The organism is Streptococcus sp. CF7_Ac1-12 (assembly GCF_024295905.1).
GTDB lineage: Bacteria > Bacillota > Bacilli > Lactobacillales > Streptococcaceae > Streptococcus > Streptococcus mitis_AP.
Genome location: NZ_JANCPG010000003.1, coordinates 130,649 through 154,880 on the forward strand (window position 1 = coordinate 130,649; position 24,232 = coordinate 154,880).

General features: G+C 40.2%; 21 protein-coding genes, 1 tRNA gene and 1 riboswitch. Of the genes, 5 read left to right on the top strand and 17 right to left on the bottom strand.

The genetic code is table 11. The features are described 5' to 3' along the window. Nucleotides 1–35 precede the first annotated feature (35 nt). The 9 genes from NMM17_RS02695 to NMM17_RS02735 all read right to left on the bottom strand — a co-directional run bounded on the left by NMM17_RS02695 (nucleotide 36) and on the right by NMM17_RS02735 (nucleotide 7,518). The gene (locus NMM17_RS02695) at nucleotides 36–1,010 is read right to left on the bottom strand and encodes a DUF1002 domain-containing protein (protein WP_254753782.1); all 975 of its coding nucleotides are present in this window, start codon (nucleotides 1,008–1,010) and stop codon (nucleotides 36–38) included. A 73-nt stretch (nucleotides 1,011–1,083) separates the two neighbouring features. After that, the gene (gene pmp23, locus NMM17_RS02700) at nucleotides 1,084–1,698 is read right to left on the bottom strand and encodes a cell wall hydrolase Pmp23 (protein WP_254753783.1); all 615 of its coding nucleotides are present in this window, start codon (nucleotides 1,696–1,698) and stop codon (nucleotides 1,084–1,086) included. Continuing rightward, complete coding sequence (locus NMM17_RS02705) at nucleotides 1,698–2,672, bottom strand: nucleoid-associated protein (RefSeq protein WP_254753784.1); 975 nt, start codon at nucleotides 2,670–2,672, stop codon at nucleotides 1,698–1,700. Before NMM17_RS02705 ends, pmp23 begins: the two co-directional genes overlap by 1 nt. Before the next feature lie 7 nt (nucleotides 2,673–2,679). Then, complete coding sequence (glyA, locus tag NMM17_RS02710; RefSeq protein ID WP_254753785.1) at nucleotides 2,680–3,936, bottom strand: serine hydroxymethyltransferase; 1,257 nt, start codon at nucleotides 3,934–3,936, stop codon at nucleotides 2,680–2,682. 60 nt (nucleotides 3,937–3,996) lie between these two features. Beyond that, entirely contained in the window at nucleotides 3,997–4,428 is a 432-nt protein-coding gene (locus NMM17_RS02715; protein WP_254753786.1) for a GNAT family N-acetyltransferase, read from the bottom strand. A 1-nt stretch (nucleotide 4,429) separates the two neighbouring features. Further along, entirely contained in the window at nucleotides 4,430–5,032 is a 603-nt protein-coding gene (locus NMM17_RS02720; protein WP_254753787.1) for an L-threonylcarbamoyladenylate synthase, read from the bottom strand. Next, complete coding sequence (gene prmC / locus NMM17_RS02725; RefSeq protein WP_254753788.1) at nucleotides 4,974–5,852, bottom strand: peptide chain release factor N(5)-glutamine methyltransferase; 879 nt, start codon at nucleotides 5,850–5,852, stop codon at nucleotides 4,974–4,976. The genes NMM17_RS02720 and prmC overlap by 59 nt, the downstream gene beginning before the upstream one ends. Beyond that, nucleotides 5,852–6,931, bottom strand: coding sequence for a peptide chain release factor 1 (prfA, locus tag NMM17_RS02730; protein ID WP_001028815.1), 1,080 nt, complete (start codon nucleotides 6,929–6,931; stop codon nucleotides 5,852–5,854). The genes prmC and prfA overlap by 1 nt, the downstream gene beginning before the upstream one ends. Continuing rightward, nucleotides 6,928–7,518, bottom strand: a complete 591-nt coding sequence (locus tag NMM17_RS02735; RefSeq protein ID WP_000068129.1) for a thymidine kinase — start codon at nucleotides 7,516–7,518, stop codon at nucleotides 6,928–6,930. The genes prfA and NMM17_RS02735 overlap by 4 nt, the downstream gene beginning before the upstream one ends. A 123-nt stretch (nucleotides 7,519–7,641) precedes the next feature. On the opposite strand from NMM17_RS02735, the gene NMM17_RS02740 reads away from it, so the two are divergent. After that, nucleotides 7,642–7,824 (top strand): 4-oxalocrotonate tautomerase, encoded by a 183-nt coding sequence (locus NMM17_RS02740; RefSeq protein ID WP_001117401.1) that lies wholly within the window; start codon nucleotides 7,642–7,644, stop codon nucleotides 7,822–7,824. A 137-nt stretch (nucleotides 7,825–7,961) separates the two neighbouring features. Then, nucleotides 7,962–9,335, top strand: coding sequence for a tRNA uridine-5-carboxymethylaminomethyl(34) synthesis GTPase MnmE (gene mnmE, locus NMM17_RS02745; RefSeq protein WP_254753789.1), 1,374 nt, complete (start codon nucleotides 7,962–7,964; stop codon nucleotides 9,333–9,335). 45 nt (nucleotides 9,336–9,380) lie between these two features. On the opposite strand, the gene dapA is transcribed toward mnmE, so the two are convergent. From dapA to NMM17_RS02765, 4 genes are all read right to left on the bottom strand, one after another. Continuing rightward, nucleotides 9,381–10,316 (bottom strand): 4-hydroxy-tetrahydrodipicolinate synthase, encoded by a 936-nt coding sequence (gene dapA / locus NMM17_RS02750; RefSeq protein ID WP_254753790.1) that lies wholly within the window; start codon nucleotides 10,314–10,316, stop codon nucleotides 9,381–9,383. Between the two features lie 56 nt (nucleotides 10,317–10,372). Beyond that, nucleotides 10,373–11,449 carry an aspartate-semialdehyde dehydrogenase gene (locus tag NMM17_RS02755; protein ID WP_254753791.1) on the bottom strand — a complete coding sequence of 359 codons (1,077 nt, stop codon included), beginning with the start codon at nucleotides 11,447–11,449 and terminating at the stop codon, nucleotides 10,373–10,375. A 387-nt stretch (nucleotides 11,450–11,836) separates the two neighbouring features. Further along, a tRNA-Thr gene (locus NMM17_RS02760) sits at nucleotides 11,837–11,909 on the bottom strand. Nucleotides 11,910–12,008: 99 nt separating this feature from the next. Further along, nucleotides 12,009–12,518, bottom strand: a complete 510-nt coding sequence (locus NMM17_RS02765) for a QueT transporter family protein (protein WP_049500058.1) — start codon at nucleotides 12,516–12,518, stop codon at nucleotides 12,009–12,011. Further along, nucleotides 12,516–12,612: riboswitch (PreQ1 riboswitch) on the bottom strand. Its footprint overlaps the gene before it by 3 nt. Before the next feature lie 28 nt (nucleotides 12,613–12,640). Between NMM17_RS02765 and NMM17_RS02770 the strand changes: the two genes are divergently transcribed. Further along, nucleotides 12,641–13,072 carry a GtrA family protein gene (locus tag NMM17_RS02770; RefSeq protein ID WP_045597103.1) on the top strand — a complete coding sequence of 144 codons (432 nt, stop codon included), beginning with the start codon at nucleotides 12,641–12,643 and terminating at the stop codon, nucleotides 13,070–13,072. Between the two features lie 85 nt (nucleotides 13,073–13,157). After that, nucleotides 13,158–13,535 (top strand): large conductance mechanosensitive channel protein MscL, encoded by a 378-nt coding sequence (gene mscL / locus NMM17_RS02775; RefSeq protein WP_033687014.1) that lies wholly within the window; start codon nucleotides 13,158–13,160, stop codon nucleotides 13,533–13,535. 41 nt (nucleotides 13,536–13,576) lie between these two features. Here the strand turns inward: mscL and hemH are convergent, their stop codons facing one another. Next, a complete protein-coding gene (hemH, locus tag NMM17_RS02780; RefSeq protein ID WP_254753792.1) occupies nucleotides 13,577–14,671 on the bottom strand; it encodes a ferrochelatase in 1,095 nt (364 codons plus the stop codon). Nucleotides 14,672–14,824: 153 nt separating this feature from the next. On the opposite strand from hemH, the gene pepT reads away from it, so the two are divergent. Beyond that, the gene (gene pepT / locus NMM17_RS02785) at nucleotides 14,825–16,048 is read left to right on the top strand and encodes a peptidase T (protein ID WP_049515286.1); all 1,224 of its coding nucleotides are present in this window, start codon (nucleotides 14,825–14,827) and stop codon (nucleotides 16,046–16,048) included. Nucleotides 16,049–16,083: 35 nt separating this feature from the next. On the opposite strand, the gene NMM17_RS02790 is transcribed toward pepT, so the two are convergent. The 3 genes from NMM17_RS02790 to adcAII all read right to left on the bottom strand — a co-directional run bounded on the left by NMM17_RS02790 (nucleotide 16,084) and on the right by adcAII (nucleotide 24,083). Further along, complete coding sequence (locus NMM17_RS02790; protein WP_254753793.1) at nucleotides 16,084–19,824, bottom strand: pneumococcal-type histidine triad protein; 3,741 nt, start codon at nucleotides 19,822–19,824, stop codon at nucleotides 16,084–16,086. Nucleotides 19,825–20,035: 211 nt separating this feature from the next. Next, nucleotides 20,036–23,158 (bottom strand): pneumococcal-type histidine triad protein, encoded by a 3,123-nt coding sequence (locus tag NMM17_RS02795; RefSeq protein ID WP_254753794.1) that lies wholly within the window; start codon nucleotides 23,156–23,158, stop codon nucleotides 20,036–20,038. Between the two features lie 7 nt (nucleotides 23,159–23,165). Then, complete coding sequence (adcAII, locus tag NMM17_RS02800; RefSeq protein ID WP_000744916.1) at nucleotides 23,166–24,083, bottom strand: zinc-binding lipoprotein AdcAII; 918 nt, start codon at nucleotides 24,081–24,083, stop codon at nucleotides 23,166–23,168. Nucleotides 24,084–24,232 lie beyond the last annotated feature (149 nt).

Consider the following 24,232-nt stretch of genomic DNA (forward strand, 5'->3'; position numbering starts at 1 on the left):
CGTTACGGTTACCATCTATTATACCATGAAATTTCTTAAGAACCAAAACTCTTGAAGAAGTTGACAATGGCCTGCCAAAGGGAGCTTAAGAAGTTCCCACCGTCCTCTAGTGCCTTATCAGCATCAAAGTTAAGGTTGATATTTTTAAAACTGTCGCCAGCTTGTGATACGATGCTTTGTTTCAGGTCATTCAGGGTTTTAGTGAAGTCTGCATTGCTGAGGATATCACTCTTTGAGAGATTCAAAGCAAAATTGATGATGATATTGATTTGGTTTCCTGTTATAACCTGATCAAGTTTGTAATTTTTTAAGGTATCTTCAACGATTTTACGGACATCTTCCTCCGTCAGATTTCCCTTACTTTCTTTAGCTTTGGCGAGTCCTGACTTGATATCGGCTAGGGCAACGTTTAATTTATTAGCATCATAGCCTGACTTGTCCTTGTTTTCAGCATTGATATCTGACAAAGCCTTCAGCTCTTCTTGAGCCAAGTCTTTATTGGCTTGTGGCACCTTGGCTCCATTAGCTTCCAGCGAATAGTAAATCCCGGCTAAGGCACTCTCACCTGTAACTGGAATGGGTGCTGCTACAGTAATTTTGGCATGTTCCACACCCAAAGTTACGGCCGCATTGCGGTACATATCCTGCGTCACCTTAGTGATGTTTTCTGGTGTTTCAATCTTGACCTCAAGTGGCGACTTGTCACCTAGTTTTTGAATCTTGGCTGATGAATACAACTGTAAACTAGAGTCATTGGCAACATTCATAATCTTAGAATAGACATCAGGTGTCATGGTCTTGAGTTCTTTGGTGTCTGTTGAGGCATTGTAGCCTAGTTTTTTAAGGGTTTGATTTTTTTGTTCTTCAGACAATGATGAACCTAGGACATATTCAGGTTGGACATAGGTTTCATCGATGACTTTTTGAACATCTGTTGCTGCATGGACACTATTCATAGCTGTTACTGCCCACAAGACCGCAGCACTGGTCAGAAAGAGTTTCTTTCTCATAGGGAATTCCCTCCTTTACCTTTCTAGAGTAATATATCTATCTTAAAGAAAACTTATAACAAAAACACCTGGGCTAGCCAGATGTCGAAAAGAGAGTGAAACATTTGATGATGTAAAGGTTGAGTTGCACCTGTCTAGAATAGTAATAGTTTCCTCCATTTACATAGAGTTCGGCACCGTGAAAAATAGAAATGGGGTGCATATAACTATAAGTCTTTCCAGTGGTATTACCCAGCAAGGGAGCAACAGTATCACGAGAGTACTGTTTGGCCAGAGCTAAGGTGTTTTCCTTGCCATTTTGGGCGATAAAATCGATATAGGCAGGTCCAAAATTATAGGCTTGAACAGCCGTCCAGACATCTACACCCTTCTTCTGAGCCAGATAGAGATTGTCTGTCAGAGTTTGAACGCCTTGCCGAATGCTAGAGGCATTATCATTGATGGTGTTGGTGGAACCACTTGCAGACTCACTAGACTGCATAACATCGCCTTCTTTTCCTTTTGTTTCGGTATAAATCATAGCGAGCACAAGCTCTTCGTTTGCTGGGGTGTCTTTTTCACTCAAGATTTCTCGCACCATGGGTTGATAGGTCATGACTTGCTTGACATCTTGGTGAATGCGGTAAGCTTTATATCCAGCAAAAAGGAAGACTGCTAGTACAAGCACTCTTCGAATTCGTTTAAACATTATTTACTTTGGATATCCTCGATATTTTTGATTAAGATAGAGTAAGTTCCATTGTCATTTTGGATAAACTCAACAGACTCAGCATCTTGATAGACGTTATTGGGAACGATGAGCTCAATTCCATTTGACAAGGAGAGTTTTTGGTTTTCAAATTTTTTAAGCTGACGACTGGCATCAATTTCATCAAATTGAACAGGCTCTGGTACAGCTTCCTTTACTTGATCAATAAAGCTCAAACGAGCCGTCAGGTTGTTATCAAAAAGGTCATTAGCCAATTTTTCAGGCGACAATTCATTGCTTTCTTCTAGGTTGTTGAAAATGGCTGATTTAATCTTGGATTGAAATTGAAAATCATCTGTGTTAAATGTCTCAGCAATTCTCTGGGCTGTTTTTTCCAGTTCCTTGATGGATTTCTTAGGAGAAATTTTAGGAGCGACAGCAAGAAGATTATCTGAAAAATAGTTCAAAAAAGTCCCGTTGTACTTGATTCGTTTTTCAATCAGATGGTACTTGCGACTCTGAAGATTGACCACCAAGGCCTCGTCGGCACCCGTTCCAAATCCAGGCAAGTTATTCTGAGTTAGCTTGATTGGATTATCAACTTCTCCACCAAGGTGGGTCAAGGTCTCCCGCAGGGCAATTCGTAAGAAAGCGAAATGTTCTACACCTTCTTTAGTAAATTGCACAAAAATCAAGTCATTGGTCTTGAGATTTTCAGAAATACTAAACTCTTCTTTCCAGAGATTAGCCAGTGTTACTGATGTCTCCAACAAATCGTCTGTGATGTGATTGAAGAAGGGATTTTCTTCTTCGAAAATCCCAGTCTTTGCTTCATCTGAATACACACGTTCAATTTTTTTACGCAGGTATTCTTCGATTTTTGGAGTGATATTGAGAAACTTATCCGCTAGAAACAGCTCGGTATCATCCGGACTGAACTGATGGATAATAGCTTTCTTAATATAAATGTCCATAAAAGTATTAGTCCTCGTATAATGGGAAGGCATCTGTTAATTCTTTAACTGCACTTCTCACTTCTTCTAAGACAGCTTCATTTTCTGCATTCTTTAGGGTTTTAATGATGAGCTCAGCCACTTTGCGACTTTCTTCTTCACCAAATCCGCGTGCAGTAATGGCTGCTGCTCCGATACGAATACCACTTGTCTTGAATGGTGACAAGCTTTCGTAAGGGATTGAATTTTTATTTAGGGTAATATTGACTTCATCCAGCAAGTTTTGAGCAACTTTTCCGTTTTCTACAACCTTAGTCACATCCACTAGGAAGAGGTGGTTTTCAGTCCCTCCAGAAATGATACGAAAATCAGGGTCTTGCAAGAAGACATCTGCCATGGTCTTGCTGTTCTTGATGACATTAGCAGCGTATTCCTTGAAGGCTGGATCCAAAACTTCTTTGAAGGAAACTGCCTTAGCAGCAACAACATGTTCCAAAGGACCGCCCTGAATACCTGGGAAAATAGCTGAATTGATTTTCTTGGCAAGTTCTTCGTCATTGGTCAAAATCAAACCACCACGTGGTCCACGAAGGGTTTTGTGGGTCGTTGTTGTCGTGATGTGAGCGTATGGCACTGGGCTTGGGTGAAGACCAGCTGCAACCAAACCAGCGATATGAGCCATATCTACCATGAGCTTAGCGCCAACAGCATCTGCAATTTCACGGAATTTGGAAAAGTCGATAATTTGAGAATAGGCTGAAGCACCTGCTACGATCAATTTGGGTTTTACTTCTTGAGCTTGTTTCAAGATAGCATCAAAATCCAAGATTTCCGTTTCAGGGTCAACACTGTAAGAAACAAAGTTGTAGGTTTGACCTGAGAAGCTAACAGGAGCCCCATGAGTCAAGTGACCACCTGCGGCCAAGTCCATCCCCATAACCGTATCACCTGGTTCAATTAAGGCCATGTAAGCCGCACAGTTGGCTTGGCTTCCTGAGTGTGGTTGGACATTGGCAAATTTAGCACCGAAAATTTCTTTTGCGCGTTCAATGGCTAGAGTTTCTACCATATCTACCACATCTGTACCACCATAATAACGGCGTCCTGGGTAGCCTTCGGCGTATTTATTCGTCAAGATAGACCCTTGAGCTGCCATAACTGCCTTGGAAACCACGTTTTCCGAAGCAATCAACTCAATGTTGTTTTGTTGGCGTTCTTCTTCTTTGGAAATAGCATTCCAGAGATCAGCATCATATGCTTTAAAATCATCTTTGTCAAAAATCATAGGTCTTCTCCTTTATAGTGTGACTGGTCCCTTAATTTAATTTTACAGTAAGAAAGTAAACTAAAAGATGCGAATAAACCGTTTCTGCACTTTATCACAAGTATAACCAACTCTTTCATAAAATGCATGAGCACCCAGACGATGATCGGCAGAGTTCAAGCGGATAAACCCATAACCACGTCTTTTTGCTTCTTGCTCCAACCCTTGTAGTAAGCTTTTACCAATACCTTGCCCTTGAGCTTGAGGCGAAACCGCTAAGCCTAAGATATTGAATCCTGCTTTGGAATAGAGAGATTCATAAACTTCAGCGTGGACATATCCAAGTAAAACATGACTAGCTGCATCCTCATAACCAAGTAGGAAATGATGGGAATCCTGAGCCAGTCTAGCTAGTTGGCTAGCCGTGTCCTCTAGACTAAAAGAATAGCCCAAAGCCTCTTGGTTAATGTCACATATAGCTTTCACATCTATTTCTTGCAAATCTCTTAGCATCTCATTCCTCCTCAAAAGAAATCTCTGGCAACCGTGCAAGAATATCTTCTCGCTTAATCGCCCCTTGGCGCAAGATTTTCACCTTGTCTCCAGACAGATCCAAAATAGTTGAATCCTGTCCAGTTAGAAAAGCATCGTCTCCCAGACCCAGAACCTCTTGGTCAAAATCCTCTAGAATTTTATCAAAGGTCACTCCACTTGCCTGACCTGAGATATTGGCAGACGGCCCAATCAAGGGACCTGTCTCTCGAATCAAATCCAGTGTAATGGGGTGACTGGGCATCCGAAATCCAACAGTTGCAAGGCCAGAATTGACCCAATAGGGAACTCTGTCATTGGCTTCGAGAATAATGGTCAAGGGACCTGGTAAAAAGATCTCGACAAGTTTGGGTAGACAAGCTGGCTGATTCTTTGAAAAGTGCAATATGTCCTCTAGAGAGGCGATATTTAGATTGAGCGCCTTATCTCTAGGACGACGTTTAAGTTGGTATACATGTTCAACTGCTTTTTCGTCTAGAGCCTTGGCAAAAAGACCGTAAACTGTCTCAGTAGGCAGAACGACAGCTCCGCCATTTTCCAATTCTTGTATAATCCTGTCCATCATCAACAACAACCATCCTATCTTGACCAAACTGGTCCTTAAGTGTACGAACTTTTTTTTCAGGAAGATGTTTCCTAAAAAGTTCAGGAACACTTTGACCTTGCTTGTATCCAATTTCAAGGTAAATCTTACCACCATCTTTGAGATAGTCTTTTGCATCTTCCGCAATTCTACGGTAAATAGCTAGGCCATCCTCGTCTGCAAAGAGAGCTAGATGAGGCTCCGAATGCAAGACATTCAAGCCGACCTCTGACTCATCTTCACGAGAGATATAGGGTGGATTGGAAACAATTATATCATATTTTTCAGAAATTTCTGTAAAACAGTCAGATTTTTTTAAAAATATTTGAAGATTTTGATTTTTAGCATTTTCATTAGCTACATCTAAAGCATCTTGGGAAATATCTGCTGCTGTCACTGACCAATCTGGTCTAGCTTTTGCTAATGCAAGGGCAATGGCTCCACTTCCAGTCCCAATATCTAGGACCTTAAGATTTTCTTCATGATTTTCAGCCAGGATAAGCTCCACCAACTCCTCTGTCTCTGGACGAGGAATCAAAACCCGCTCATCAACTTTTAACTGCATTCCAAAGAAATCTGCATGACCAATGATATACTGGGCTGACTTATGAGCTGCTAACTGCTGGAAAATTTCTTCTACAAATTGTTTTTCTTCCTCGTTTACCTCTTGCTGAAGGGCAAAAACAAAGTCTGTAAAAGTGAGGTTTTTCAGGCTACGATAGACAAAAGAGAGGCTTTCAGCTTCCTCTCCTTGTCTTATCAACTCTTCTTCAAAATCTGAAAATAATTGAGCTAATTTCATTATTTGTTTAATTCTTCTAATTTTTGTGTTTGGTCATAGAGCACCAAAGCATCCACAACTTCATCCAATTTACCAGATAAAATTGTGTCTAGTTTTTGGAGGGTTAAGCCGATACGGTGATCTGTGACACGGTTTTGTGGGAAGTTATAAGTGCGTATACGTTCTGAACGATCTCCAGTACCGATTGTCGACTTACGCTCAGCGTCTTGTTCATCTTGGGCAATCTGAGCAAAGTGGTCAGCCACACGCGCACGGATGATTTTCATTGCCTTCTCACGGTTTTTCTGCTGGGTACGTTCTTCCTGCATTTCAACCTTGATATTGGTTGGCAAGTGAACGATACGAACAGCAGTCGCAACCTTGTTGACGTTCTGTCCACCAGCACCTGATGCGTGGTAGATGTCAACACGAAGGTCTTTTGGATCAATATCGTATTCTACTTCTTCGACTTCAGGCATGACAAGAACTGTGGCAGTTGATGTATGGACACGACCTTGGCTTTCTGTCACAGGAACACGTTGCACACGGTGGGCACCTGATTCGTACTTGAGTTTAGAGTAAACAGATTGACCTGAAACCATGGCAACGACTTCTTTGAAACCACCGACACCGTTCATAGAAGCTTCCATAACTTCAAAGCGCCATCCCTGAGCTTCAGCATACTTTTGGTACATGGTTAGCAAATCTCCAGCGAAAAGTGCTGCTTCGTCTCCACCAGCGGCGCCACGGATTTCAAGGATGATATTCTTGTCATCGTTTGGATCTTTAGGAAGGAGCAAGATTTTTAGTTTTTCTTCGTATTCTTCTTTTTCAGCCTTAGCATCTTTTAGTTCTTGCTTGGCCATTTCTTCCAAGTCCGCATCCCCGCCAGATTCTTTAATCATCTCTTCTGCATCAACGATGTTTTGAAGGACTTGTTTGTACTCACGGTAGGCAGTTACCGTATCACGAGTAGAAGCCTCTTCTTTTGAAAGCTCCATGAAACGCTTGGTGTCCGAAACCACATCTGGGTCACTGAGCAACTCTCCTAATTCTTCATAACGGTCTTCTACAGCTTGTAGTTGATCATAGATGTTCATTTTTCTTCATTCTCCTTATTGATTTCAGGGGCAAAATAATGTTTACGGCAAACTGAGATATAGGTTTCATTTCCACCGATCTGAATTTGTTCGCCATCATAGACTGGCACACCATCTTGAGTTCGCAACACCATAGTCGCCTTTTTCTTACAGTACTGACAGATGGTCTTGATTTCTTCAATCTTGTCTGCTAAGAGCAAGAGGTATTTTGAACCTTCGAACAACTCATTGCGAAAGTCATTCTTCAAACCAAAAGCCATGACGGGTATATCTAACTCATCAACAACACGAGCTAGGTCATAAACATGATGACGCTTGAGAAACTGGGCTTCATCAACCAACACACAGTAAGGTTTTTCTGGTAAATCTCGGATATAACCGAAGATATCAGTTGTTTCCTCAATCGCAATGGCAGGGCGTTTCATACCGATTCGACTCGACACATAGCCAACACCGTCACGCGTATCAAGAGCTGAGGTCATAATCACAACACCTTTTCCTTGCTCCTCATAGTTATAGGCTACTTTAAGAATCTCGATTGTCTTACCAGAGTTCATGGTCCCATAACGATAGTACAACTGTGCCATGTTTCTTGCTTCACGTCCATTTCTAAATTTTTGCTACATTCTAGTATATCATAATTTTCTTAAGCTTTAAACGGCAAAATGTGGTAAAATAGAAGAAATCAAAAACTAGTGGAGGAAGCCATTATGCCATTTGTACGCATCGATTTATTTGAAGGACGCACGCTCGAGCAAAAGAAAGCTCTTGCTAAGGAAGTAACGGAAGCTGTTGTCCGTAACACTGGAGCACCTCAATCTGCTGTCCATGTCATCATCAATGACATGCCAGAAGGAACCTACTTCCCACAAGGGGAAATGCGCACCAAATAAGCTAGCTTAAGCAGAATTGCTTAGGCTTTTTCAATCTCCAAGTAACATCCATTGAAGAAATAGTTCAAATTTGTTACAATTTGAAAGGATACTTGGGAAAATTTCCAAGAAAAGAGCTATTAATTAAAGGAAACATTATGATTACACGTGAATTTGATACCATCGCTGCCATATCTACTCCACTAGGTGAAGGGGCTATTGGTATTGTCCGCCTGAGCGGAACAGAAAGTTTTGCTATTGCGCAAAAGATTTTTAAAGGAAAAGACTTGAACAAGGTTGCCAGCCACACTCTCAACTACGGTCACATTGTTGATCCTCTGACTAGTAAAGTCATGGACGAAGTCATGGTTGGAGCCATGAAGTCTCCAAAAACCTTTACTCGTGAGGATATTATCGAGATTAACACCCACGGTGGGATTGCGGTGACCAATGAGATTCTCCAGTTAGCTATCCGTGAAGGAGCTCGATTGGCAGAACCTGGTGAATTTACCAAACGTGCCTTTCTAAACGGTCGTGTAGACTTGACACAGGCTGAAGCAGTGATGGATATCATCCGTGCTAAGACTGACAAGGCCATGAATATTGCAGTCAAACAATTAGATGGTTCCCTTTCTGATCTTATCAATAATACACGTCAAGAAATCCTCAATACACTTGCCCAAGTCGAGGTCAATATTGATTATCCTGAGTACGACGATGTTGAGGAAGCCACTACTGCTGTTGTCCGTGAGAAGACTATGGAGTTTGAGCAATTGCTAACTAATCTCCTTAGGACAGCCCGTCGCGGCAAAATCCTCCGTGAGGGAATTTCAACAGCTATCATCGGACGCCCCAACGTTGGGAAATCAAGCCTTCTCAACAACCTCTTGCGTGAGGACAAGGCTATCGTCACAGATATTGCTGGTACGACACGTGATGTCATTGAAGAATACGTCAATATCAACGGTGTTCCACTAAAATTGATTGACACAGCTGGTATTCGTGAAACGGATGACATCGTGGAACAAATCGGAGTTGAGCGTTCAAAAAAAGCCCTCAAGGAAGCTGACCTAGTTCTACTAGTGCTTAATGCCAGTGAACCACTGACTGCTCAAGACAGACAACTTCTTGAAATTAGCCAAGATACAAACCGCATTATTCTACTTAATAAAACCGACCTGCCAGAAACGATTGAAACTTCAGAACTTCCTGAAGACGTTATTCGTATTTCAGTCCTAAAAAACCAAAATATTGATAAGATCGAAGAGCGTATTAACAATCTCTTCTTTGAAAATGCTGGTTTGGTAGAGCAAGACGCTACCTACTTGTCAAATGCCCGTCATATTTCCTTGATTGAAAAGGCCGTTGAAAGCCTACAAGCTGTTAATGAAGGTCTTGAACTAGGTATGCCAGTTGACTTGCTTCAAGTTGACTTGACTCGAACTTGGGAAATCCTCGGAGAAATCACTGGAGATGCTGCTCCTGATGAACTCATCACCCAACTCTTTAGCCAATTCTGTTTAGGAAAATAGGAAAATCCATGATCGTTGTTGCGGTCATGGATTTTATTGTCTTCATTAATAATCTGGTCTTAGGACACCTGTTACAGTTGCCTTAGTTGCTTCGTAGTCACCATCAACGACAACCTTGATAATGCGTTTGGCATCTTCTTCTGGTGCTGGAACAAGAGGTAGACGAGTTGGACCAGCTTCAAATCCCATATAGTTGAGAACGGCCTTGACAGGAGCAGGACTTGGATAAGAGAAGAGGGCATTAACCTTAGGAATGAACTTGCGCTGAATAGCTGCAGCTGTCTTCATATCGCTTTCTGCAATGGCAGTAAACATCTCGTGCATTTCATCCCCATTTGTATGAGAGGCAACAGAAATAACCCCGTCCGCACCAAGGTTCATAGCATGGAAAGCATCGCCATCTTCACCAGTATACACTAAGAACTCTTCTGGTCTGTGCTCAATCAAGTAAGCCATATTAGCCAAGCTAGTACATTCTTTGACACCGATAATATTTGGATGATCAGCCAAACGAAGCATGGTTTCTGGAGTTAGTTCAACAACCACACGCCCAGGAATGTTATAGATAATAATTGGCAAGTCAGAAGCATCTGCAATGGCCTTAAAGTGCTGATACATGCCTTCCTGAGAAGGTTTGTTATAGTAAGGTACGATAGCAAGCCCAGCTGCAAAACCACCAAATTCTGCTACTTCTTTTACAAACTCGATAGAGTCACGCGTATCATTGGTACCTACACCCGCAATCAAAGGAACGCGTCCATTGACAATCTTCTGTACAGCTGCAAATAGCTCCAATTCCTCATCGTGAGTCAAAGTTGGACTCTCAGCTGTCGTCCCTGCAAGAAGAATTCCATCCGTATGATGGGCCAACAAATGTTCAATCATGGCTGGAATGGCATCAAAGTTGATAGAACCATCCTCGTGGAAAGGGGTAATGAAGGCTGTGATGATTTTACACTCTTTTAAATCTTGATAAGACATGAGAAACACCTCTCTATTTCAAAGAAGGAGTTCATATGAACTCCTAAACGATATGACTATTTTAATTCAAATTTCAATTCAGCTGTTGGACGAACCAATCCACGTTCATGAAGAGTTTCTGCAATCTGAACTGAGTTCCAAGCAGCACCTTTGAGAAGGTTATCTGAAACAACCCACATGTGAATTCCTTTTTCGGCATCCAAGTCTTTACGGATACGACCAACAAAGGTATCACGTGAACCCACTGCATTGATGGCTTGAGGATAGATTTGATGAGCTACATCGTCTTCAAGAACAGCACCTGGGAAGGCTGCGATAGCTGCTTTCACTTCTTCAATTGGAGCCACTTCTTTTGTTTCGATATAAACTGACTCAGAGTGGGCTGACAAAACAGGAATACGGACACATGTTGCAGATACTGCAATGCTGTCATCTTCCATGATTTTCTTAGTTTCCTTGGTCATTTTCATCTCTTCGTAAGTGTAATCATTGTCAGTGAAAACATCGATTTGTGGAAGAGCGTTGAAGGCGATAGGATAGTGTTTCTTGTCACCACCTGAAGGCAAGATTTCGGCATGCAAATCACGTGGGGTTACACCATCATTCAAGACTTCACGAAGTTCACGTTGTGTCTCAAGAATTGCTCCCATACCAGCACCTGAAACGGCTTGGTAAGTTGAAACAATGATACGGTCCAAGCCCCATTTTTGGCGAACTGGCTCAAGAGCCACCATCATTTGGATTGTTGAACAGTTAGGGCAGGCAATGATACCGTTGTGGGCATCAAGTGCATGAGCATTGACCTCTGGAACAACCAAAGGAACATCTGGATTTTGACGGAAGTAAGACGTATTATCTACTACTACCGCTCCAGCTTTAACTGCGTATGGTGCATATTTAGCTGATGTAGAACCACCTGCTGAAAAGAGAGCAATATCAACTCCTTCAAAAGCTGTTTCAGTCGTTTCTTCAATCGTAATATCTTGACCTTTAAATTTCAAAGTCTTGCCTGCTGAACGTGCAGAAGCAAGGTAACGAATTTTATCGATTGGAAGTGTTGATTCTTCCAACATTTTTATCATCTGAGCTCCGACAGCACCTGTCGCGCCGACTACAGCAACTGTATATCCCATAAATAACCTCTTTCGGAATTTTCTAAAAATTTCTATAATAGATGTATTATACTACTTTTTCCATGAATTGCAAAGCTTTTTCATCATTTTTTGGAAAATAAAAATCCCCAGTCGCTAGACCAGGGACTAAGAGGCATCTTCATGTGATGAGCAGGTTCACACAACTCATCAAGGTCCGCTCCTGCGTTATGACCTCCTTATGCTCAATAGTAGTCCGAAGACTACCTATCGACTCATCGCATCTTCTATTCTACTAAAGAGAATGACTTTTGTCAACAGACGAAACTCTTTAGTTTCATTTACACAGCTGAATAGAAATATCTTTGAAACCTTTGATGCAGACATAACAAAAACCCTTGTAAATCAAGAGCTTTTATGTCTATTATATGCTAATTGCCGGGATTGAACCGGCGACCTCATCCTTACCATGGATGCGCTCTGCCAACTGAGCTAAATCAGCTTACTTAAAAAGTATACTATAGTTAGAAAATCTTGTCAAGTTTCCCTAGAAATTTTCCATAAGAAAAAGCCAGGTAAGAGCTACCTAGCTTATCTAATTCTATTTGCTTAAATCGATTCGACGACCAATTTTACCGATAATAATCGCTCCAATAATCAATGAGGCAAATTCACCAATCCCTGTTGTAAACCAAGTAAGGAAAAATGGTAATTGCGCTACGATATTCAACTCGGCAGCGATAGTAAACATAGAAATTGAAAAGAGGATTGAGAAGAAGAAATGATCTTTTCGAATCAAACCGTTAAAAAGATAATCCTTGCTGTATTTTGCAAAAAGCCAAACACCTAGACTGAGGAATACTAAGGTTGATCCACCACCAACAAAGACATCTAGCGGTCCGAAGCTAAAGAAATTAGCAATCATACAACCGATAGTAACTGCGATGATGTACTTAGGATTGTAAAAAGCCATAAAGTTCATCATTTCTGAAATACGAAACTGATAAGCACCATAGCTGATGGCATTTAGGGGTGGTGTAACAGTCAAAACGACATAGATAGCAGCAACGATTGCAATATCTGCAACATCACGAATAGTTAATTTTTTCATTTTTTCTCCTTTGGCGGTTTCCCGCGTATAATATGCTTGGTGAAAGAAGCTAAGCACCAAGGGTTGCTTGAATCAACCTTACTAGTATAGCACAATAGCCTGCTTTATGCTATACTAAAAGCATGAAAAAACGCATTCAAAGTCTCTTCGTGAATGAGCTCTTAGCCTATCTTTTTTTTGGTATAGCTACTACTCTTGTTTCCATTCTATCTAGATTAGTCATTTATCAACTAACTCATAGAGAACTCCTTGCTACTGGACTAGCAAATAGTATCGGTATCCTGTTTGCATTTATTACAAATGATACAATCGTATTTAAACAAGATAGGCAGAATTGGCCAAACCGTTTAGTGAAATTTACTCTGGCACGTCTTTCTACTTTTCTTTTAGACTTGTTTTTAACTTTTCTCTTTGTAACTCAGTTTCCTAATATTATCGGGCAATTTGTAAATTATAATATTAATAAGGTTAATAGTGTTGAAACAGTTATTGCACAATTCTCAATAATTATCCTCAATTACATTTTTAGTAAGGTATTTATTTTTAAAAAATAAGAAAAATTTTAAACATATAGCTTGCAAGAATTTCTTAATTAATATATAATTAAGTGTAAAAATTTTTTGAAAGGAAATTATGAAAATGTTAAAAGATCTTAAAGCATTCTTGCTTCGTGGTAATGTTGTTGACCTTGCTGTCGGTGTGATCATTGCCACTGCTTTTGGTGCAATCGTTACATCACTTGTTAACGATATCATCACTCCACTTATTTTGAATCCAGCCTTGGAAGCTGCGAAAGTACAAAACATTGCTGAGCTTGCTTGGAATGGTGTTACATATGGTAAATTCTTGAGCGCTGTTATCAACTTCCTAGTTATCGGTACTGTTCTCTTCTTTGTAATCAAAGGTATTGAAAAAGCTCAAAGTCTTACTAAGAAAGAAGCTGCTGAGGAAGCTCCAGCTGGTCCAACTGAGTTGGAAGTACTTCAAGAAATCAAAGCCCTTCTTGAGAAAAAATAATCAATTAAAAGGATCTAGCACAAAGCTAAATCCTTTTTTCTTTACTCTTTTGGTAACTTACCTGCTTTTTCAAGCATTTTCTTAATAAGATAAGGCATCTTAACATTTTCCCGACCTTTTTTCTCAATCAGTTTTTTCACAAATTCCGGCATTTGTAAATCTTGAGATTCGGCCAAGATATTTTTAGTTTCATCCGAAGGAACTAACTCATCAAAGGTTTCTTCTTCTGGGAGAAATTCCTTAAATTCTTTGTCCTCATTAGCTCTGACTGCATTAACCAAGGCATCAATCAAACGAGAATCTGTATTTGGCATTGGTGGACGATGATAGTTCACCCCCAATTCCTGACACAAGTCATAACATTCCACATCATTATCAAACAAGACTTCAATGTGCTCACTGATAAAGCTGATTGGTACAAAAATATAATGATCAGGATGTTCTGTCTGTTCTTTGAGATATTCCAAAACATCTGGCTTAATCCATGGAATCCCAATATCACTCTCGCTTTGCCAGGTATTTGTAAATTGATCAGAACTCAAACCTAGTTTTTCAGCGACTAGCTTGCTATTTTCGAAAATTTGGTCGATATAAGGGTCACCAAAATCCAAGGCAAAAATGGGGACACTGTGGGCTGAAAAGATGACTTTAAAGCTATCCTGCTTTACTTCTTCTTTTAAAATCTTAGCAATTTCATCTGCCCAATAGTTTAAGAGCGCTTCTTCTTGATACCAGTCCTTAATGACTAAAAATTTAATTTGTTTGCTTTCTAAAAATTTTTCATAGCCCATGACAGAGTAGAAAGAATAATGAGGCTCCAAAATCAAGCAAATACACTGTTCAATGCCGTCTGCTTCCATCTGACCAATCACATCTGGAATAAAGGGTCTAGAAAACTTATTAGCAAAATAAACACTATACTCATTCCCCAGCCTGCCTTCTACCAAGGCAACCTCTTCTCGAGTAATTTTTTGCAGAGGCGTCCCTCCAATTAGTACATAATTATCATAGAGAGTTTGAATCTCGTGGTCTTGAGGTCTCACTCCACGACGAATATTTGTGAAAAAATCAGCCACACCTTCAAAGGTAATCTCTTCTGGCGAACCGAAAGTCATCATTAAAATTGCTTTTTTCATAATCGCTTCCTTGTGATATTTTTATCAAGTTTATTTTATCATTAATTCGTTAATAAGTAAACGCCAACATAGTGAATTTCCCTAACTTCAGTCTTTTGTTTTTCTCTCTTTTCTATGATACAATGGAAAAAATGAATTCAAAAGGAGTTTTTTATGACTTATCCCAATCTCTTGGACCGATTCCTAACCTACGTTAAGGTCAACACGCGCTCTGATGAACACTCTACTACTACTCCAAGTACACAGAGTCAGGTTGACTTCGCAACCAATGTCCTGATCCCTGAAATGAAACGTGTTGGATTACAAAATGTTTATTATCTAGCAAATGGTTTTGCAATTGGAACCTTGCCAGCCAATGATCCATCTTTAACACGTAAGATTGGCTTCATCTCCCACATGGATACTGCTGATTTTAAAGCCGAAGGAGTCAAGCCACAGGTAATTGAAAACTACGATGGTGGTGTGATTGAACTTGGAAATTCTGGTTTCAAACTCGATCCAGCTGACTTTAAGAGTCTAGAGAAATATCCAGGACAAACGCTCATCACAACCGATGGAACAACCTTACTAGGTGCTGATGACAAGTCAGGGATTGCTGAAATTATGACTGCTATTGAATATCTGACTGCCCATCCTGAAATCAAGCACTGTGAGATTCGTGTTGGTTTTGGTCCAGATGAAGAAATCGGTGTTGGTGCCAATAAATTTGATGCAGAAGATTTCGATGTAGATTTTGCCTATACTGTAGATGGCGGACCTCTCGGAGAACTTCAGTACGAGACCTTCTCAGCCGCTGGTGCTGAATTGCATTTCCAAGGACGCAATGTCCACCCTGGTACTGCCAAAGGGCAGATGGTCAATGCCCTTCAGCTAGCAATTGATTTTCATAATCAACTTCCAGAGAATGACCGACCCGAGTTAACAGAAGGTTACCAAGGCTTCTACCACCTAATGGATGTGATAGGTAGTGTCGAAGAGGCACGTGCAAGCTACATCATTCGTGATTTTGAAAAAGATGCCTTTGAAGCGCGTAAAGCAGCAATGCAGTCTATCGCTGATAAGATGAATCAAGAACTTGGTAGCGACCGTGTCACCCTAAACTTGACAGACCAGTACTACAATATGAAAGAAGTCATTGAGAAAGATATGACTCCAATTACCATTGCCAAAGCCGTTATGGAAGATTTGGGTATTACTCCTATTATCGAACCAATTCGTGGAGGGACAGACGGCTCTAAGATTTCCTTTATGGGAATCCCAACTCCTAATATCTTTGCGGGAGGAGAAAATATGCATGGACGTTTTGAATACGTCAGCCTTCAGACTATGGAACGTGCAGTTGATACCATCATTGGTATCGTAGCTTATGAAGACTAAAAAGACGAGGTAGCTTAGCTACTTCGCCTTTCTTTTTATTCTGCTGGTTTTTCTTGATTTCCAGTACTTGTTGTAGATTCTGTTGTTTCCTTTTCTGAAGCTGGTTCAGCAGGTTTAGAATCTGTTGTATTGCTTGGTTTGTTTTCGTCCCTTGCAGTTTCACTGTTAGATTCTGCAGCCACTGATGTTTCAGTTTCGGAACTTGTGTTCTCACCATTTGACTCGGCATTTGTCGCTGGAGTTGCTTCTTCACTTGCGCTTGATTTTGACTTGATTTCTTGATTCAAGACTAGAATAGCTTTTGTCAATTCAAGTAAAGCAGCTTTATCTTTACTCTTAGCAGAAAGTTGATCTAGTAAAGCATCTACCTTATCAAAGTCCGCATCAGAACCCTTGTTGTTTTCTAAATAAGAGTGAAGCGACATGAGAATATCGTAGAGTTTTTGATAGAGTACTAGTGTCTGAGGGTCTTGCTCAGCATTTTCCTTTTCTTGTTGAAGGGCGCTAGCGATACGAGTCAAGACATCTTTTACCTGACTGTTTACTTCATCCAAGTCCGCATCAGCCTTGTTTGTGGCAGCTTTGAGATTTTCTACTTCTTCTGCCAAGGATTGTCTGATTCCTTCTTCTTGGATTTGTTCTAAGAGTTGATTTGCCTTGCTCAAGAGGCTTTCTACTTCTTCCTTGCTAACATGATTGACATGTTCTTCAGGCATAAAGTCTCCGTACAATTCTTTCAAGAAGCCATAAATAGCTGTCTTGGCAGTTTGGTTATCAACTTTTTCAGTATCTAGAATTGTCTGAGTCGATTTAGCAGTAGTTGGTTGAGCTTTCAAAGCTTCTTCCACTTCTTGTTTTGCCTGATAGATGCTTGGGAATAGTCTGTTCAATTCTGCTGCCTTAAGGAAAGATTGAGATTGATACAAGGTCCAAGTCAACTGAGCCACTTTGTTTCGAAGTTCATCATTTAAACGACCGTCATTTACGTGTTCGTAGAAATACTTGATGTATTCTACAGTTGTAACACCTGTTCGATCATTAAAATCTTGAAGAGCTTGAAGTTGTGATTCAACCGCTGCTAAAGCAGCCTCATCTTTTGCCAATTTAGCTTCTTGAAGTCGAACAAGAAGGTCTTTCTTAGGAAGTCCATAAGAGTCTGTATCCAGTGTATTGATTTTATCAATCAAGGCTTGATATTTCTTATCTAAAGCACTTGTTTCAGTAGGTTTAACACTTTCATCAATATGGATATATTGCTTATCAAAGAGATCAAGGGTTGCAAGATAACCTGCTGTAGAGTTAGTTGCCAGTTTCTTCATGTTTTCAGTAAACTGACCTAAAGCTAACTCAATCTGTCTTTGTTCGATAGGCTTGTCTTTGTAGATACTTCTGCTATCAGCTAGAAGTTGATCCACTTTTTCCAAGACTGCCTTCTCATCAAAAGCTCCAGGTTGATAATTGGATTGTAGGGCTGGAATCTTGTTTTTCAAAGCCACTTCATATCCCTTAGTTTGAACCTTGATGTAGTGATTGTGGTCGCCATGAGGAATCACAAAACTACCATTTTCTACCTGTAAGCTATACGGAGACACGCCATCTCTCAAAGCAGTCGTGTAGAGTTCGTTTAGGAAATCAAGTTCTGGATTGCCAGTTTGGAGTGGCAAACGAACATGTTCCTTACGAACAGCATATGGGTGGATATGAGTTGGATCGTAGGCTTGGTCTGGATTTCCAAAAACAAAGAATCCGTTTGAAATTCTAATCGCTTCAAGTGGAACGCCGTATGTCTTCGAAATATAAGCAATCTTTTCTTCATCGCTAGCATCTCTTGAGAAAGACTCTACCGTTTTAGCAAGAGGTTTTACAGGCTCTGCATCATGATGTGTTTTCAAATGGTCTTGTGCAGCCTTAATTTGGTCTGCTGTCAAGTCTTTCTTGAAAAAGTAATGATTGTGATCACCATGACTCATGACAAAACCTTGCTCATCCTCACTGATGACACGATTAGCATCAAAACCGTGATCATGGTCTTCATCATGATGGTGTCCATGATGATCTTCATCGTGATCGTCATCATGAGCTGGATTTGGTGTTGCTGTATTTGCACCTTTCAAGTGGTCTTGCGCTGCCTTGATTTGATCAGCAGTCAAATCCTTCTTGAAGAAGTAATGATTGTGGTCACCGTGACTCATGATAAATCCTGATTCATCTTCCGCAATAATACGATTAGCATCAAAACCGTGATCATGATCTTCGTCGTGATCGTCATCATGAGCTGGATTTGATGTTGCTGTATTTGCACCTTTCAAGTGTTCCTGAGCAGCCTTAATTTGCTCTGCTGTCAAGTCCTTCTTGAAGAAGTAATGATTGTGGTCACCGTGACTCATGATAAATCCTGAACTATCTTCAGCAATAATCCGATTGGCATCAAAGCCGTGTCCACCTTCTTCATGTTCCTCATGTGAAACACTAGGATTGGCTGGAAGAGATGGCGAAGGTGTGGTCAGACCATTATTTGGAAGAGTCGGCTGCCCAATTGGGTTCGATTTCGGAATGTAATGGAAATGGTCACCATGTCTGACGATATAAGCTGTAGCTGTTTCTTCAACGATATCTTTAGGATTAAAGATATAGCCATCAGATGTTGCAGAGATAGCTTTATTCGCAGCCAATGAACCATGATTCAAAGTAGATGGACTACTTGAAAGACTTCCTAGACTAGACACTACTTCATGAGGTTTTTCATTTGTAGAGACCGTAGAACCAGTTCCACCGATAGGCACCAATTTGGCAATCTTTTCTTCTAAAGGAGAGAGTTTGCTGTAAGGAATAAAGTGATAATGGTCGCCGTGCGGAATCGCAACTCCATTCGGTGTACGACTGACAATCTTAGCAGGGTCAAAGACCAGGCCATCTGATTCACTGTAACGTTGATCGCTAGGTGAATCATAGAGTTCTTTCAATAGACTTTGGAGATTTTCAACTTTGCTTTCTGGCTTGCTAGTTGATCCTTGTACTGTAGATTGAGTATTATTGTCACTAGCTGTTGAAGAATAGCTTAACTGACTCGGTTGCGTATTTTTGCCCGCTAGATGAGCTTTGGCTGCTGCTAATTCACTAGCAGATAAATCACTTTTGGGAATATAATGATAGTGACCACCGTGAGGAACAATATAAGCATCACCCGTATCTTCGATAATATCAGCTGGGTTAAAGACATAACCATCATCTGTCGTATAGCGTCCCTGTGATCTTGCTACAACAACATCTGAGCTGACCTTCTCATTATCTTTGACGTGTTCTTGTTTTTGACGGTTGATTTCATCCTTGGTTCGAACATTATCAGCATGAGCTACATCTTTCAGATAAACATAATATTTACCATCAACCTTGATGATATAACCACCTTTAACTTCATTGACAATATCAGCGTCTTTAAGTTGGTAGTTTGGATCTTTCATCAAGAGTTCTTCACTAAAGAGGGCATCATAAGGAACTTTTCCATTATAGTAATGATAGTGGTCACCGTGTGAAGTCACATAGCCCTGATCTGTGATCTTGATAACAATTTGCTCAGCCTGAATTCCTTCTTTTTGGCTAACCTGGTCTGGTGTCAGATTTTCAGTTTTCTGACTTGACTGACTACCATCCACATAAGAGACCCGATTATTGTCCTTATTTTCCTGCGAACGATGCTGATTTAATGCATAAGCACATAGACTCAAAGACACGATAACAGCTGATCCAGCTACTATATATTTTTTACTGAATTTCATAAATCCCTCATTTCAATAAATGATGAAGCTTTTTCTTAACTTCTTTTCTCGGTTAAACAGTTTTTCCTAAACTGGTTATTTAACCAATTAATTAACCAGTAAATAGTTTACCTTTTTTAAGTCTATCTGTCAAGATTTTTATATCATTTTAAAAAATAAAAGCCAGTATTGCTACTGACTCTTACATCATTTTGATTTAACAAGATAAAATTTATGCTTCTGGTTTCGTCGTAACTGACTCACTACCTTTTAACAAAGCAAGCAATTTTTCTGCTTCTGCCATGATACCATTATTATCCATAGTTTGGAGGCTCAAATTATTTCGTAAACCAGCTAGACTCTCTGCCACATTGTCTTTCAAACTAGCATCGGTTACTGTATCAAGTAGAGCTTCTACTTCTTTGAGTTTGGCTTCTACTTTTTCACTCTCTACTTGAGGAACTTTAGCCTCATCTGTAGTATCTTCAGCTTCTTCCTCTGTCTCTTCCGTATCAGTGCTTGGTTTATAAAGATTATCTGCTGAAGGATTTAAACCTGCGTGATTCTCTTTTTCATCAGATTCAGGGCGAGTTGGCTCACTTACTTCATCATGTTTCCTATCTTCATCAGGTTTACTATCTTCTGGCTTATTTTTACGAACATGGTCGCTGGCATTTCCCCAACCATTATCTGAGTGAGGACGTTCGTCTGGATGTTCTACATAATATTTTACAGTTGCAAAGAGATCCTCAAGGCTATAACCCTTAGGTGCCTCATAGAGTCCTTCGTCAAACCAACCAAATTTAATGTTATGGTAATGATCATAATGGGGAATAATCAAGCTTCCGTTTTTGACTTCAACAGTGTGTTGAAGATTGTAAGGCATGTGATCAAGTGGAATCTTCTTAGCTGCCTTCACTTTATTATAGATTGCTTCTACTCCTTTAACCTCAGTATTTCCTGAACCCTGATTATTTGTCGAAGGAGGCGTCAAACCTTTCTCTTTAGCATAAGCCTGAGCCGCTGCTCTTTCAGCTTCAGACAAACTATCTTTCTTAATCCAATGACTATGGGTCATATGTGGAGTTACATAGGCATCTCCCTCATCACTTGTAATATCACGAGTGTCAAAGATATAGCCATCTTCTGTTGTATACTTACCTGCTAATTTTGCTAATGTTATTTCATCGTCCGTATAAGCAATCTGAGAATTTGGTTTGCCAAGTCGCTCTGGATGAGTAATTGGTGCTAGGAATGCTAATAAATCATCTACTAATTTTCCTTTATTAGAAGATTCATCATTCAAGCGTTCTGCTAATTTGTCTAAGGCTTGGAAATCAGAAGTACGACCCTTATTTTCAGACAAGGCTTTATGAGCCTCGGCCAATAAATTATATGCTTTATCATAAAATTCTTGGTCACGAGGAGCGACATTTTCTTTCTTCGCAACTAGGGCATGCGTCTCTTGAGTTTTCTTAGACAAGAGATTTTCAATAGCGTCAATCTTATCCTTGGCTAAGTCTTTAACTAGAACATAACGACTAGCGCCCTTATCTTCGATAATATATCCATCACCAACTTTTCTAACAACCTGGTTGACATCAAATTCTGTCGGTTTATTTTCCACTGGTGCTAGAGGTTTGGTAGTAGGGGCTGGCTTCAGTGGAGTAACACTTGGCAAGACACTGCCATTTTGTCCCTTGACAGCTATCATACGAGCCAATTTTGCTTCCAGCGGTGACATTTGTGAATAAGGAATAAAGTGATAATGGTCTCCGTGGGGCACTGCGACACCATTAGCTGTACGTTTGATGATTTGTGCCGGATCAAAGACTAATCCATCCGATTCCACATGGCGTTCTGACAAAGGTTTGGCATACAATTCACTTAAAAGTGTTGGGATATCTTCCCCTTGATTTTGATGGTATGTTGGGGTGACAGTCATGTTTGGAGTCTCTGGCAAACTTGGTTGGGCAGGTTTAGCATTATCACTACTTGGTTTACTTGAACTTGTAGCAGAATGAGAACCCTGTTTACCATTCCAATAAGCTTGAGCAGCAGCCAATTCTCCTGCTGACAAATCACTCTTAGGAATATAGTGGAAATGATTGCCGTGAGGTACAACAAAAGCGTCACCTGTATCTTCAATCACATCTGTCGGACTAAAGACATACCCATCATCCGTTGTATAAGCGCCCCCAGTTCCTCGATTTGGTGCCTGCGTATTGAGATTAAAGTTTGGTTTAATCGGTGAACTTGGTGTTGAACTTGGTTTATCTGTACTGCTTGGTTTCGTATTGTCAGCATGACTTTGAACTGGCTGACCTCCAATTGGAAGATTTCGAGCCAATTTTTCTTCCAAAGCAGACATTTGTGAGTAAGGAATGAAATGGAAATGATCCCCGTGAGGGACTGCCACACCATTGGCAGTACGTTTTGTAATCTGTGCTGGGTCAAATACTAATCCATCAGACTCCACATGACGTTGGTTAAGTGGCAAAGCGTACAATTCTTGAAGAAGACTAGCTAAATCCTCACTTTGACTTTCAGAATCTGTTGTAGGATTTTGAGGTGTCTCAGATTGACTCATTCTCACACTAGATCTTGTTTCAGCTCTGCTTGAACGATATTCAACCGTACTTAATTGGCCACCTTTTCCAGATAAGAAGGCTTGGGCAGCAGCTAATTCACTGGCAGACAAGTCACTCTTAGGAATATAGTGGAAGTGATTGCCATGAGGAACGATATAGGCATCGCCCGTGTCCTCAATGATATCAGAGGCATTAAAGATATAACCATCATCCGTTGTATAACGTCCTTGAGCTCTGGCTGCAACTACCGCCTGATCGTTAGAACCGCCCCCATGATTATGACTGTGTTCCTGCTTCTGACGTTTAATCTCTTCTTTTGTCCGAATATTGTCCGCATGAGCCACATCTTTGAGGTAAACATAGTATTTCCCGTCTACCTTAATGACATAACCACCCTTGATTTCATTGACAATGTCTGCATCCTTCAACTGATAATTCGGATCTTTCATCAGCAGTTCTTCACTGATGATGGCGTCATAAGGAACCTTGCCATTATAGTAATGATAATGGTCTCCATGAGAGGTTACATAACCTTGATCCGTAATCTTGATAACAATTTGTTCTGCGTTGATTCCCTCTCTCTTACTGACTTCATCGGGTGTCAAGTTCTCTGCCTTTTGACTAGCCTGATCACCGTCTATGTAAGCAACTCGATTAGAATCTTTCTTAACTTGACCAGCTTGATACCGACCAAGCTCATAGGAGCAAACACTTAGGGCAAGAACTGCCACTGAACCCGCTACATATTTTTTATTGATTTTCATTCTTTCCTCATTTCAATTCTTCTGCTAAAACACTCATATTTTCTTCAAGATTTTCGAGATAAGTCTTGTCATTTTGTGGGTCTGCCTCTAAAGGATTCAGAGTTTTAAGCCCCACACCTGTTGATTTGACAAGAGTTTCAGCTACTTTTGAAGAAGCATTACTTTCTGTAAAAATTGTTTTAACCTTATAGGTTTTAACAAATTCCTGAATTTCTGTAAGTTGTCGTGGACTTGGTTCTTGTTCAGGAGAGATACCTGCGATTCCAAGTTGATTGAGTCCAAATCGCTTAGCTAGGTAAGAAAAGGCTGTATGTTGGGTTACAAATGTTTTCTGAGTCGCTTTTTCAAATTTAGGCTGGAATTTCTTAGTCAATTCTTGAGCTTTTTTGATAAAGGCTTGCGCATTTTTCTGGTAAGTTTCTTTATGCTCACTATCCACCTCTGAAAGTTTGTCAGCGATAATCTGGGCTTCTTCTCCAGCTTTTTCGGGATCTAGCCAAGTATGAGGATCATAGAGCGTTTTTTCATCAACTCCATCCCCTGCTTCCACATCCTCTAGTCCTGGGACGCGGTCTAAAGTCATTCCCTCTGAAGCCTCTAAAACCTTCACTTTAGATTTTTTTAGATTGGGATCTAAACTTCCTGCCCAAGATTCGAGCGTATGAGAATGGTAAACAAAGACATCTGCATCATAGATGGCTGCGATATCATTTGCTGAAGGTTCAAAGGAGTGAATCCCACTACTTGACTGAATCATTCGAACATCATTCAAGTCACCAGATACTTCCTTGACCATAGCATAGATAGGATAAAAACTAGTTACAATTTTCATCCCTTTCCCTGTCTGGCTTTCCTTTTGACCACAAGCACCTAAACACAAAAGAAAGACACTTAACAATACTAAAAATAAACTTTGTTTTTTCATGGATAACCCCTTAACTATTTAATTAACTGGTAAACATTCTACTCCTAAAAATTTAATCTGTCAAGCTATTTTAAGAAAAAAATTGAAATTTCTTTCACATATAAAAATCTGCTGAGTTTCAACAACTCAACAGACTTTCACTTTATATA